Source organism: Paenibacillus sp. MY03 (assembly GCF_002165585.1).
Taxonomy (GTDB): domain Bacteria; phylum Bacillota; class Bacilli; order Paenibacillales; family Paenibacillaceae; genus Pristimantibacillus; species Pristimantibacillus agaridevorans.
In genome coordinates, this window is the sequence record NZ_MXQD01000050.1 from 58,226 (window position 1) to 71,413 (window position 13,188).

10 protein-coding genes are annotated in these 13,188 nt (G+C 52.8%); 9 read left to right on the forward strand and 1 reads right to left on the reverse strand.

The features are described from left to right. Nucleotides 1-99: 99 nt before the first annotated feature. The 9 genes from B1748_RS29530 (at nt 100) to B1748_RS29570 (ending at nt 11,480) form a co-directional block, all read left to right on the forward strand. A complete protein-coding gene (locus B1748_RS29530) occupies nt 100-1,017 on the forward strand; it encodes a helix-turn-helix transcriptional regulator (RefSeq protein ID WP_087571549.1) in 918 nt (305 codons plus the stop codon). Between the two features lie 84 nt (nt 1,018-1,101). Then, nucleotides 1,102-1,614 (forward strand): DinB family protein, encoded by a 513-nt coding sequence (locus B1748_RS29535; protein ID WP_087571550.1) that lies wholly within the window; start codon nt 1,102-1,104, stop codon nt 1,612-1,614. 2 nt (nt 1,615-1,616) lie between these two features. Then, complete coding sequence (locus B1748_RS29540) at nt 1,617-2,186, forward strand: YdeI/OmpD-associated family protein (RefSeq protein ID WP_087571551.1); 570 nt, start codon at nt 1,617-1,619, stop codon at nt 2,184-2,186. A gap of 214 nt (nt 2,187-2,400) precedes the next feature. Further along, nucleotides 2,401-3,372, forward strand: coding sequence for an ABC transporter permease (locus tag B1748_RS29545; protein ID WP_087571552.1), 972 nt, complete (start codon nt 2,401-2,403; stop codon nt 3,370-3,372). 81 nt (nt 3,373-3,453) lie between these two features. Then, a complete protein-coding gene (locus B1748_RS29550; RefSeq protein WP_087571573.1) occupies nt 3,454-4,344 on the forward strand; it encodes a carbohydrate ABC transporter permease in 891 nt (296 codons plus the stop codon). Nucleotides 4,345-4,418: 74 nt separating this feature from the next. Next, nucleotides 4,419-6,116 carry an extracellular solute-binding protein gene (locus B1748_RS29555; protein WP_087571553.1) on the forward strand — a complete coding sequence of 566 codons (1,698 nt, stop codon included), beginning with the start codon at nt 4,419-4,421 and terminating at the stop codon, nt 6,114-6,116. Nucleotides 6,117-6,369: 253 nt separating this feature from the next. Next, nucleotides 6,370-8,034: an extracellular solute-binding protein gene (locus B1748_RS29560; protein ID WP_087571574.1), complete on the forward strand. Its 1,665-nt coding sequence runs from the start codon at nt 6,370-6,372 to the stop codon at nt 8,032-8,034. Nucleotides 8,035-8,094: 60 nt separating this feature from the next. Beyond that, entirely contained in the window at nt 8,095-9,669 is a 1,575-nt protein-coding gene (locus B1748_RS29565) for a response regulator (protein ID WP_087571554.1), read from the forward strand. Then, nucleotides 9,666-11,480 carry a cache domain-containing sensor histidine kinase gene (locus B1748_RS29570; protein WP_306299347.1) on the forward strand — a complete coding sequence of 605 codons (1,815 nt, stop codon included), beginning with the start codon at nt 9,666-9,668 and terminating at the stop codon, nt 11,478-11,480. The genes B1748_RS29565 and B1748_RS29570 overlap by 4 nt, the downstream gene beginning before the upstream one ends. 41 nt (nt 11,481-11,521) lie before the next feature. On the opposite strand, the gene B1748_RS29575 is transcribed toward B1748_RS29570, so the two are convergent. Further along, nucleotides 11,522-13,132, reverse strand: coding sequence for a catalase (locus B1748_RS29575; RefSeq protein ID WP_087571555.1), 1,611 nt, complete (start codon nt 13,130-13,132; stop codon nt 11,522-11,524). Nucleotides 13,133-13,188 lie beyond the last annotated feature (56 nt).

Consider the following 13,188-nt stretch of genomic DNA (forward strand, 5'->3'; position numbering starts at 1 on the left):
CCGTAAACTTTCCCTGCCGAATTGAGAAGCTATACCGTTTTTCTTATGTTAAAATAAGCTCGATTCGCACAAAACGACGGAACGGGCGGGATTATGCAAATGAAATTGGAGCGACTCATCTCCATCATCTATAAGCTGCTTAATCACGATGTGATATCGGCTGCCGCGCTTGCGGATGAGTATGGGGTGTCCCAGCGCACGATCTATCGGGATATCGACGCCATCTGCGCAGCCGGTTTCCCTGTCGTATCGTATCAAGGCCAAAACGGCGGTTACGGAATCATGGACGGTTATAAAATGGACAGGAGCCTGCTAGGCTCTTACGATGTTTCTTCCTTGATTACGGTGTTGGCCAGCCTCTCCTCCGTATTTGAGGATGAGCGCGCGCAAGGGACGATCGAGCGACTGAAAACCATCGACAGGGGGCGCGAGACGGTTAGTCTTGAGGTTGATCTGGAGACGAAACGCACGGAGCCCGAGCTGCTCCCCCTGCTTCGCAAGGCCATCTCCGAACGCAAGGTCGTCGCTTTTGACTACATTAATTGGAATAACGAGCGGACGAACAGAGAGTTGGAGCCGCTAAGACTCCACTTCAAATACGGCAATTGGTATATCCAGGGGTATTGTCGAAGCAGACAAGAGGAGAGGGAGTTTCGTCTGTCTCGCATGTTGAATCCGGCCATCACGGAGACTGTTTATTCGTTGCGTGACGCATTGCAGAATGAAGAAACGAAGGCGCAGCGTTCGCCCATGGTTGGGGTGGCTGATGTCGTCCTGAAAGTCGGCCCCGAAACTTTGGCGGAAGCCATGGATCACTTTAACTTTGCCGACAGGGAATTTCTCGATGACGGAAGCATGATGTTGAGAATTCCCGTTTATCGCCCTTTGGAAGCGCGATGGCTGTGGTCGATTCTGCTTGGCTTCGGCGGCGGAGCCGAAGTGCTGGAGCCGCGAGAGCTTCGAGCCATCCTGAAGGACCAGCTTCGCAAGGCCATAAAACTTTATGAAGAAGTATGACAGACTGCTGTCATACTTCTTTTTTTATAATGACGACAGGATCAACGGCAAAGCCAACACAAATACAAGGGAGACTGAAAAACAATGAGCATTCATCCAATCGAAATGTTCAACTACCACACATGGGCTACCGCAACGATTCTGGGACGGCTAAAGGAGCTTCCGTCCTCCGTGCTGCATCAGGAAGTAAACAGTTCTTTTCCTACGATAGCCCACGCTCTCAGCCATATGTATGCGATTGATGCCGTTTGGTACAAAGTGTTAACGGGAACTAATATGCGGGAAGCCATGGGCTCTTATGCCGCACTGAATGATGAATTGCTGGATTCCGTTGAAGCGTATACGGACAGATTCGCCAAGCTGGGCGATCAATTTAAGGCATGGATGAAGAGCCAGTCCGATCTGGAGCAGTCGATTATGCTGGATAACCCGTTCGCGACGGTCCGAGAAACAAAGCTGTCGGAAATTTTACTGCAAGCCGCCAACCATGGCACCTACCACAGAGGCAATATTACCACGATGATCCGGCAATTGGGATTTGCTTCGACGATGAATGATTATTCGTTATACTGGTACGTGAAGGAGGCGTCAAAGTAAATATGGATATTGAAAATCTGCTGGTAGCGACTACCAGGGAAGAGCTGAGGAGATGGCTTCAAAAAAATAGCAAGCTTGAGAAGTGCTGCTGGATCGTCGTAGGCATGAAGCCTGAGCCAGGCAAGTTGTTCTACCTGGACGCGGTCGAAGAAGCGATGTGTTTTGGCTGGATTGACGGCACCAAGAAAACAATATCCGATACGCAGACAGCTCAAAGATTATCCCCCCGAAGCAAAAAAAGCTCATGGACCGAATTGAATAAAGAACGTGTCCGCCGACTCGAAAGATTGGGGCTCATGACGGAAGAAGGACGAAAGGCGCTTCCCGATATGAACCCCGAATCGTTCCGGATCGACGACGGGATCATGCAAAAGCTGAAAGAAGATTCGCAAACTTATGAGCATTTCCTCGCTTTCCCTGCGCTTTACCAAAGAGTGAGGATCGATACGATCCAAAGCACGCGAAGCCAGCCGGAGGTGTACGAGAGCCGCTTGTCGAAGTTTCTGGACAACACGAAACTTAATAAAATGTATGGCTTATGGCACGATAATGGCCGACTGTTGGAGCAATAGACGAAATTGCAAACGTGAATAGAAGACGGCATCCCAAGGGTGCTGTCTTTTTTGTTTAAACCCAAACCCCGAATAAGTGTCACACATCCACGATTTCTATCAATTTTCCATTTAAAGTCCACGCTGAAGTATAACATTTCGTGAACCCGTTATATCGTTGCAAACGGCCGATCCGTCTACAATTAGATCAAACGACAACAACGGGAGGATAAGCATGCCGCAAGCAGCGACCGAACAGCCCTACAACAGGCCGGATCGGCGTCACGACCGCAAACCCTTTCTGTCCAGGCTGATGAAACAGCTGGATGTGCAACTGATGGTGTGGCCGTCGATCATTATTATTTTCGTCTTTGCCTACATCCCCATGTACGGAGTTCTTACCGCGTTTATGGACTACAACTTGTTTACGGGAGCCCGGATTTTCGATAATCCGTGGGTAGGGTTTAAACATTTTGCGGCGTTCTTCGACGCGCCCGACTTTGGTACGATTTTGCGAAATACGATCGTGATCAGCTTGCTGAAATTCGTGATCGGATTCCCTGCGCCGATCCTTCTCGCGCTAATGTTGAACGAAGTGAGACATATGTTGTTCAAGCGATTCGTGCAAACGATTACGTACTTGCCGCATTTCATGTCCTGGGTCATTGTCGGGGGCGTTGTCATGTCGCTGCTGTCGACCGAGAACGGCAGTATCAATATTTTGCTGCAGAAGACAGGAGCCATCGACGAGTCGATCAACTTTTTATCCATCCAGGATTACTTCTGGACGATTCTCGTCTCGACGAACGTGTGGAAGGAAATCGGATTCAGTTCGATCGTTTACCTGGCAGCCATCGCGGGTGTCGATCAACATATGTACGAAGCGGCCGATATCGACGGGGCCAGCAAGTTCAAACAAATTTACCTGATCACCGTGCCAAGCATTATGCCGGTCATTATCATCTTCATGATTCTGGCGGCTGGCAATCTGCTCAACGCGGGTTTCGAAGACATCCTCATTTTGGCTCAAAATCCGCTGCTCAGGCCGGTGTCGGATGTCATTGACACTTACGTGTACAGGGTCGGCTTGCAAAATCAAAAATACTCTTACGCAGTTGCGGTTGGCTTATTTAAAGCTGTCATCAGTATCGGGCTGCTTACGCTCGCCAATTATTTGGCAAGACGGTCCGGCAATAGCTTGTGGTAGAAAGCGACTGATTTATCATGGGCGCCTTCCTAGCCGAAGGTTTCTCAATATCTTGCAAGCTGGAGGTCGTTAACATTGCGTTTGAAACGATTGGGAGCCGCTGATCGGGCCATGGTCATCTGCATATATGTCTTCTTGGTTCTGTTGTCCTTCTCCGCGCTATATCCGTTCTGGAACACGCTTGTCGTTTCGTTAAACGAAGGGATGGACACGGCGAAGGGGGGAGTGACGTTTTGGCCGCGCGTCTTAACCTGGACGAACTACGATATCGTGTTCGGCGACAAAAACTTGCTAAACGCCTTCTGGATCTCCATCAGCCGAACCGTCGTCGGTACGGTAAGCGCGACGCTGGTAACGGCTCTGCTCGCTTACGGGATGACCAAGTCTTACCTGATGGGCCGCAAGTTTTATACTTTTTTCTTTGTGTTTACCATGTATTTCGGCGGCGGTCTAATCCCGACGTTCTTGCTGATCAAGTCGCTAGGGCTGATGAACAACTTCCTTGTCTTTATTATTCCCGCGCTGGTCAGCGTATGGAACATGATCGTGTTCCGAACGTTCTTTAAAGGTTTGCCGGCGGGGCTTGAGGAATCCGCGCAGATCGACGGCTGCAGCAATTGGGGCATCTTTGCCAAAATTATTTTGCCTCTCTCCGGTCCGGTCATTGCTACGCTTGGATTATTTACGGCGGTAGCCCATTGGAACGACTGGTTCCTGCCGACGATCTATATCTTCGATCAACAGCTGATGCCGGTGCAATCGCTGCTGCGCCGTTTGCTGAACGCGAATCTGATTTCGGAGCAGATGGGGATCGATTCCAATACGGTCGAACGAATGTCGAAGAAAAGCATTACTTCGAAGTCGCTCGTCAGCGCGACGATCATGGTCGTGACGCTGCCGATCATCGCGGTGTATCCGTTTGTGCAGAAGTATTTCGTCAAAGGCGTTATGGTTGGTTCCATGAAAGAATAGCAAGTTGGCTTCGGTTTAAGGCGGTTAACGCTTTGGACATATAAATTACGGGATGAGAGGGGCATAAATACCGCATGAAAAAGTTGAACAAGCCGAACGTATGGATTCTTGCGACGGTTGTTGCATTGACGACGGCGCTTGCAGGCTGTTCCGGCAACAGCAACGGGGAGGGCGGCAGCACCAAGCCGTCGCCGACGAACACGGCGAAAGCAGGGGAGAAAGACAACGCCGGCGAAAGCGAGGACGCGCCTTGGGTATTCGGCTCCGAGCAGCTGGAGTTCACCGCGTACACGCATTACGGCTGGCAGGATTTCCCCGAGAAGATGGAAGATGTGCCGCTCTGGAAGTATTTGAAGGAGAACAAGCAGCTTAACATCAAGTCGATTCAAGCAAAGGGCAATCATGCGCAGCTCATGAGCACGATGATGGCTAGCGGCGATCTGCCGGAGCTTATCTACGGCGACCGTTACAATCCGGATATCGAAAGGTTGATCGACAACGGCAAAATCGTGGCGCTTGACCCGTATCTCGACAAATATCCGAATCTCAAAAAGTGGCTTGATCCGCAATTGATGGATCTGCTCCGGTCCAAGGACGGCAAGCTGTATAAGTTCCCGAATTGGTATACAAACAAATCGACGAACACGGCGGGTTATGTCGTGAACAAAAAAATCTACAACGAGTTGGACCAGCCGCCGCTGCAAACGATGGACGATCTGTACGCCTACCTCGGCAAAGTTAAGGAAAAGTATGGCGACGAAGTGGTGCCGTTCGAGCCGGACCGCACGGTCGACGGCCAAGGCATCGGCGTTCTGTACACCGGTTTTGCCGAAGGCAACAACTACAAGTCGCTCAGTAGCGACGTGCAAGGCGTGATCAAGGACAACAAGCTGACATCGCTGTTTATGGATCCGTCGTTCCGCGAGTCGCAGAAGTTCGTCTCCAAGCTGTATCGCGAGAAGCTGATCTCGCAGGACATGTTCACGCAAGACCGCGGCAAGGTGCTGGAGAAGCTGATGACGGGGCGCGTGGCGGTTTATGCGGGTTCGGGTCCGACGACTTATGCATCGCAAGCGCATAACGAGTTAATCAAAACCGATCCGGAAGCGGGTTACTTTATGATCAAGCCGATTCATAAGGCTGGTCTGAACCAATCGAACATTCATCCGGGCGGCTACGACCGTCTCGGCTGGAACATTACGACGATTACGACGAAGGCCAAGGATCCGGAAAAAATCTTTGCTTTCCTCGATTGGCTCACGGGTCCGGAAGGCATGACGATCCAATTCTTCGGTCCGGAGGGCGGCAACTGGAAAGGTTTCGACGAGAACGAACAGCCGATCTTTACGGATCAGTACGACCCTGCCCAAGTGACGGAAATCCAAGCGCTTAACGACCGCGTTATGATCGTTGGCAACACGTCTTATATCGATCCGGCAAAAATGAAGTACGAAAACGCCAAGCCGCCGGAAGAGCAGAACTGGTCGGCTCGTTACCAAAGCACCATTACGTGGCCGTCCGCTAACGATATTACGGCGCTCAACAACAAGCTGAATCCGGAGCCGGATTCCGAGCTGGGCGACATCAGGCAAAAGATACTCGATCTCATTACGCAAGTGCTTGCGGAATCCGCTACGGCAAGCAGCGACGAGAAGGTCGATCAAATTCTCGATAAAGCCCAAGCGGACGCGGAGTCGTACGGTTACAACAAGCTGCTGGAGTGGCGCACGGAGCAATGGCTTGCGAACAAGAAGACGCTAGGCATGGAATAATGATTCGTTTATAGCAAGACGAGAGCGTCCCAAAGGAGAAGGAAGAATCCTTTGGGATAACTCCCGTTTTTTGTGTTTAAGAGGTTGTTCAAAAAGTCCGCTTTTATGCTGAAAACCGAACTTTTTGAACTCGCATTTTAATTTGCAAAAAACTATTCTGTTTTAGATATTTTTGGTATTATTATGGCATTCTTCGAAGACGTGTTCATGTGTGAATGAATTGGAAGGACGGGGGTGCTCTGCATTGAAAGGGATGGGAAGAGCGGTCTGGAAACCGCTGAGTATTGGACTACTGCTGATCTCGTTAATCGCATGCAGCGAGGCGGAGAGAGGGCAGCCCGAGCCGTCGGATGAGGCGCCCGAAACTGCTGCAACCGAAACTCCGCGAACGGAAGACGGCCTATACGCCCTAGGGAGGGAGCCGCTCTACATGACCTTTTACGCACATTATGGTTATTATACGATGCCCAAGTGGGGAGCTGATCCTTCTTCGGCTTGGATTCGCGACAAGTTGAACGTCCATGTGAAGGGGGTCAGCGCGGAAGGCGACGGCAAGCTGATGCTGCAGAAGATGGTCGCCGGACAGCAACTGCCGGATGTGGTATGGGGGGAGAGGGACGCCGATCTGGAAAGATTGCGGGAAGCGGGGCTGCTCGTGCCGCTGGACGAGTATATTGCCGAATACCCGAACTTAAGGCAATGGGCGGGAGAGAAGATCATCAATTTGCTTCGATCGCCGGATGGCCATATCTATTATTTTCCAAACTATTATTCCAATAAGCCGTACGGCAATGCCGGTTTTGTCGTCAACAAACGAATTTATCGAGAGCTTGGTTCTCCCAAACTTGAAACAACCGACGACCTGTACCGGTACTTGCTCCGGGTTAAAACGATGTTTCCGGATGCGGTGCCGTTCGAGACGGGGCTTGCGAAAGAAGGGCAAGGCATCGACCAGTTGTTCTCCTCGTTCAAGGAAGACAACTTCAGCTTTACGCGCTACTTCGCGGTGGCAAACGGCGAACGGATGACATCGATCTACGAGGATGCCGGCTTCCGCGAATCGGCATTGTTCGTCGCCAAGCTGATGAGGGAAGGCCTGATGACGCAGGATGCGCTGGTGCAGACGGAATATCAGGTGAGCGAGAAGCTGATGGCGGGGAAGGCGGCCGTGTACGCCAGCGCCGATCCGATGCGGATGATAATGACCGCGGACGCGGAACTGTCGAAGGCCGATCCCGAGGACGGATATTTTTTTATCGAGCCGATCTATAAGGAAGGTCTTGATCCTGCCCGAATCTATCCAGGCACCTATAATGTGCTCGGGTGGAACGCGGCGGCGATCACGACGAGCTCGAACAATCCGGAGGCGATCTTCGCGCTGCTCGACTGGATGACGGGCCCGGAAGGCTCGGCCGTGCAGATGTGGGGGCCGCCAGGCGAGGACGGCTATTGGAACGGTTTCAAGGAGGATGGAATAACGCCTGCTTTCACGAGCAAGTACAGCTCCGATCCCCAGGGACTCGCGGAAATACAGGCATTGTCGGGCGATATGATCTGGGTCGGCAATACGGGTTATCTCGACAAGACGAAAAGCGAATACGAAGCAACGCTTCCGGATGAAGATCAGAATTGGGCTACGTACTGGCAGCAGAACATTACCTGGCGCTCGCAGGGAGACGCAACGCCGTTTATCAAGCTGATTCCGCCTTCCTCTATCGAAGAGGGGCGAATTTATCTCAAGCTCAAGGAAATTTGGCTTGCCGCCCGCGCGGCCGCCATGTTCGGCCGTACTGACGAAGAAGTGCTGGAGGTGCTCGACGATGCGCACGCGGCTTCCGTGGAAGCGGGTTTCGACTTGTATCTGGATTATATTACGAAGCGTTGGCAGGACAACTTGCGCGTATTAAATAACGACTGACGATCTGCGCGCGTGAGCGAACAACCTCTATACATTTGTTCCGGAACGGGAGGGACTGGCATGTACAACGTTTTGCTGGTAGACGATGAAGAGCTGGATCTGGAAGGCATGAAGCGGTTTATTCCATGGCCGGAGCTGGGCATGGAGGTGAAAGGCAGCGTCAACAACGCCCTTTCGGCTTGCGAGCTGCTGGAGAAGCAGCATATCGACATCCTTGTAAGCGATGTCAATATGCCTTATATGTCGGGGCTCGAGCTGGCCAAAATCGCGATTGAGCGCAAGCCGAACATTCGCATCATCTTTGTCAGCGGTTACCAGGAGTTCAGCTATGTGCAGCAGGCGCTGTCGCTAAAAGCGTACAGCTACGTGCTCAAGCCGATGGAGGACAGCGAGCTCGTCGCATCGCTCATGAAGGTGAAGCGGGATCTCGACGAAGAGAATAAACATAGGGAAGTAGAAGAAGCGTACAAGCAATTGATTCCTATCGCCCGAAACGATCTGTTGCTCAGGCTGTTCGAAGGCGAAGCGGCCAACTTGGCGGAATTCGGAGACAAGCTGCAGGTGTCTCGGGACATGGAGCAGCTAAAGTGGCCGGTCCGGGTGGCGGTTATTGAGCTTGAGAATAGAAGCTCGTCCAATTCCGGGGCCGACTTGCTGGAGACTTCCCGCCTCTTTATTCGCCAACTGCATGACTCGATCGGGATGAGAGGCTGGCGGATACCCTATTGCAGGCTCAACGCCAAGCGGATAGCGCTGTTGCTGGAAGAGGAGCGGCTAGAGGAGACGTTGGAAGGGTTGCTTCAAGAAGCGAAGTTCAGATTGGACGTTACGGTGACGACGGGGTTAGGTTCGCCCGCTAGCCGACTGGAGAGACTGTCTAACTCGTACAAACAAGCGATTGAAGCGGTAGAAGGCAAAATGTTTTTTGGAAAGGGCATTACGATCAAGTTCGAAGAAGTGCAGGCGAAGCCGGAGATGTTCGACGCCAGGGAGCTCGATGCCCGAATGGCCGCTTTGCTTCAAGCGATGAAGGATTACAACCTGGTGCTGCTTCACGACGAGTTGGAAAATTTGTTTAAATCGATAACCGGCTTTCGTTCCAAGTTCACCGTACATAATCTGAGCAGCTATATCATATGGAAGCTGGATCACTATTTGACCGCCAACCAGGAGGATCTGTTCGAGCTGCTTGGCATCGAAATCAGGAATTTGGACATTCTGATGCAATTCGATACGATCGGGGACATTCGTTCCTGGCTCATTCATCGCTTGTACGAAATTTCGGAGCGGCTGAACGAGAAAGCAAACACGAAGGAAAGCAAATTCATTCGCAGCGTGCTGCATACGATGAGGGAGAGGATGGGCGAAAACATCACGCTTAAGGATATCGCCCAGCAGTTCTCGTTTTCGCCGAGCTATCTCGGATTCCTGATCAAGGAGAAGTCGGGCCAGTCGTTTAACGAGCTGCTCGTTCAGATGAGGATGGAGCGGGCCGTCGAACTGCTCAAGCAGCCGGGGATAAAAATTTATGAAGTATCGGACAGGGTAGGCTACAGATACTTGCCTTACTTCAGCAGGCAGTTCAAGGAAAAATTCGGCATGACGCCGATGGAGTACAGGAAGAGCATCCAGTGAAGACGAATCGCGAGCGCGGACGCCGCTATCTCCCAATCGGTTACAAGCTGATGTTGTCTTATCTGGTTTTTATTATAATTCTCGTATCTCTTAACGGCTACGTCTCGCAATCCATGTACGAGAAGTCGATGAGGAAGCAGACGAGGTCGAACATTCAGGCAACGCTGATCCAGATTCGGGACAACGTGGCGTACAAGACAAGCGATATGATTCGAATATCGGGCACGCTGTACGACGATTATACGTTTGTTCAGCATCTAAAGACCGACGCGACGGGCGCAGAGAACCATTACAGGATGGAGCAGATAATTTTGCCCAAGCTGGACATCGCGACGAAGTCGATCGGCCTCCATTTGCGTCTGTCCGTCTACTTGCGCAACGAAAGCATCAACGAACGTTACGAGAAACGGGACGCGCTTGAGGACTTTAACACGCAGACGTTCGATCTGTACCACTTGCGCCGAATCGAAAACAAATCTTGGTATAAGGACATTCCGCCCGAACAGTACGGGCAGACGATACAGTGGAAGCAGATCGAGGAAGACGAGCACGACGGAAGGATCTCGATGATACGCCGCATCGTCGATATGAGCGATCTGCTGCAAATGAGAGAAGTCGGCGTTATGCGCTTTAGCGTTCGGAAGACGGAGTTGTTCGAAAGCGTCGTCGACTCGAAGCTGGGTCCGGGAAGCGAGATTACGGTCAAGGATGAGCAGGGCCGTCTGATCTATGCTTCCGCGGGCAGTCCGAGCGCTTACGGCGCCGCGGCGCCTTCCGGTCCGAGCAAATACGCGGTGACGAATCCCGGACGGAGCCAGCCGTATTTGACGATTGCCGAGGAGATGCCGAAGCAGCGCTGGACGATCGAAGCCCATGTGCCGCTAACGGTCATCGAGCAGGAGGCGGTCAGGGTTCGCGCTTTTATTTTCGCCGTGTGCGTCGTCTGTTTCGTGTTGTTCACTTTTGCGGGCGTGTTTATATCCCGTTACTTTTCCAAACGAATCATGAAATTTGTTTCGGTGTTAAATGCGTTTCGGGAAGGGGATCTCCACAAGCGGATCGCTTACAGGGGACGCGACGAATTTTCGCAGATCGCGACGGCGCTTAACGGGATGGGCGAAGATGTGGAGGCGCTGATCAACAAGGTGTACCTGACGCAGCTTCAGAAGAAGGAAGCCGAGCTCGAGATGCTTCAGACGCAGATCAATCCGCATTTTCTGTATAATACGTTATCCTCCATTAATCGGCTGGCCAAATTCGGGGAGAACGAGAAGCTGGAGAAGATGGTCGTGCAGCTTGCGAAGTTTTACCGGCTTACGCTTAATTCCGGCAAGTCATTCATACGCGTCTCGTCGGAGATCGAACAGACAGAAGCCTATCTGGATATCCAGAAGGTAAAATACGGCAGCCGTCTCGAAGTTGCATTCGACGTGGATGTCCGCATATGGCCTTACGAGACGATCAAGCTCGTGTTGCAGCCTTTCGTCGAGAATGCGCTCAAACACGCGTGGAGCGGCGACCGCATTTACATCCGAATCTCCGTCGCCCTCGAGCAAAACGATCTTGTATACCGGATCATCGACGACGGAATGGGCGTAAGGGCCGATCGGCTTGCCGTCATCGCCTCGATGGAAGCCGAAGGAGAGACGGGCATCGGCATCCGGAACATCCATCAGCGCGTGCAGCTTCAATACGGAGAGCGTTACGGCGTAACTTTTTATAGCCGGCTTGGCATCGGGACGACGGTGATGATCCGAATTCCGGCAAGGAGGCCTGGGCGATCCCAAAGCGAAGAAGAGCCGACCGGCTGAAGCTCGAACCGGGCGGCTCTTCTTGCTATTGCTCGTCGGAATCAATAGCCGTCGGTCGAATGGCCGAGCTCGGCCGCCATTTCCATGCCATCGTTCGCGGCTTTCGTGCCGACATGTCCGTTGCCCGCGCTGCCGGCCGCCGCCAGACCTTCAGCCACGCGCCGTCCGTAGTCGGCGTCCGCTGCCGTAAAGTGGCTGATCATCGTCTCGCGGATGTGATCGGCGCACGTTCCGAGCGCGCCGACGAGATTCGCAATGAGATCGTCGCGCTCCCACTGCTCGAGCTTGCGGTAGGTGTCGCCCGCCTGCGCGAAGTTGTTCTCCCGGTCGATCTTCTGCCGCGTCAGCTTGGCATTGTACAACGGCTCGTGCGGTTCCCCCGGCCGGTCGACTTCGGTCAGTCCGCCTAGCGAAGACGGCTCGTAGTTAATATGCGGGTTCTGTCCGGGCGCTACGTCGACGTAAAACGCCATCTGCCCGTCGCGCTGATTGGTCGCCACGCGTTTTTTCGGCGCATTGATAGGGAGCTGCAAATAGTTGCTGCCTACCCGGTAGCGCTGCGTATCGGAATACGAGAAGGTACGGCCCTGCAGCATCTTGTCGTCGGAGAAGTCGAGCCCGTCTACGAGCACGCCCGTGCCGAACGCCGCTTGCTCCACCTCGGCGAAATAGTTGGCCGGATTGCGGTTAAGCACCATCTTGCCGACGGGGAGCATAGGGAATTGCTCCGGCGGCCACAGCTTTGTATCGTCAAGCGGGTCGAAATCAAGCTCGGGATGTTCGTCGTCGCTCATCCACTGCACTTGCAGCTCCCACTCCGGGTAATCGCCTTTTTCGATCGCCTCGTACAAATCTTGCGTGGCATGATTGAAATTCTTCGCTTGAATCTTCTCCGCTTCATCCTGGGTCAGGTTGCGAATGCCCTGCTTCAGCGGCTCCCAATGATATTTGACAAGCACGCCCTTGCCTTCGGCATTGACCCATTTGTACGTGTTGACGCCGGAGCCCTGCATCTGCCGGTAATTGGCCGGAACCCCCCAAGGCGAGAACAGGAACGTGATCATATGCGTCGCTTCCGGCGACTGGGAGACGAAGTCGAAGAACCGCTCCATGCTTTGCACGTTCGTGACGGGATCGGGTTTAAACGCGTGAACCATATCCGGGAACTTCATGGCGTCTCTGATAAAGAAGATCTTTAGATTGTTGCCGACGAGATCCCAATTGCCGTCCTCCGTATAAAATTTGACCGCGAAGCCGCGCGGATCCCGAAGCGTCTCGGGAGAGTGCCCGCCGTGAATGACGGAAGAGAAGCGGACGAAGACAGGCGTCTGCTTGCCGGCTTCTTGGAACAGCTTGGCCCTCGTATATTTCGAGACGGGCTCATCGCCAAGCTTTCCGTACGCTTCGAAGTAGCCGTGAGCGCCGGCGCCTCTGCCATGAACGACCCGTTCCGGCACGCGCTCGCGGTCGAAATGCGATATTTTTTCGATAAAATGATAGTTCTCCAGCGTTGAAGGTCCTCTGTTGCCGATCGTGCGAATATTCTGGTTGTCTGTAATGGGATGCCCTTGGCGATCCGTCAGCGACTGCTCTGTCTCTCCCGGTGCCAGACCGCGGCTTCGCTCGTCCTCGGCGCCTCTTTTGTTGTCCATGAGATTGTCTGCCTCCTTGGGCTGATGTGGTAATGTTTCCCGTGTAGTATGTTGCG

Coding starts and splice junctions, on each gene's coding strand:
- B1748_RS29530 (WP_087571549.1), top strand. CDS start 100: ATGAAATTGGAGCGACTCATCTCCATCATCTATAAGCTGCTTAATCAC.
- B1748_RS29535 (WP_087571550.1), top strand. CDS start 1,102: ATGAGCATTCATCCAATCGAAATGTTCAACTACCACACATGGGCTACC.
- B1748_RS29540 (WP_087571551.1), top strand. CDS start 1,617: ATGGATATTGAAAATCTGCTGGTAGCGACTACCAGGGAAGAGCTGAGG.
- B1748_RS29545 (WP_087571552.1), top strand. CDS start 2,401: ATGCCGCAAGCAGCGACCGAACAGCCCTACAACAGGCCGGATCGGCGT.
- B1748_RS29555 (WP_087571553.1), top strand. CDS start 4,419: ATGAAAAAGTTGAACAAGCCGAACGTATGGATTCTTGCGACGGTTGTT.
- B1748_RS29560 (WP_087571574.1), top strand. CDS start 6,370: ATGGGAAGAGCGGTCTGGAAACCGCTGAGTATTGGACTACTGCTGATC.
- B1748_RS29565 (WP_087571554.1), top strand. CDS start 8,095: ATGTACAACGTTTTGCTGGTAGACGATGAAGAGCTGGATCTGGAAGGC.
- B1748_RS29575 (WP_087571555.1), bottom strand. CDS start 13,132: ATGGACAACAAAAGAGGCGCCGAGGACGAGCGAAGCCGCGGTCTGGCA.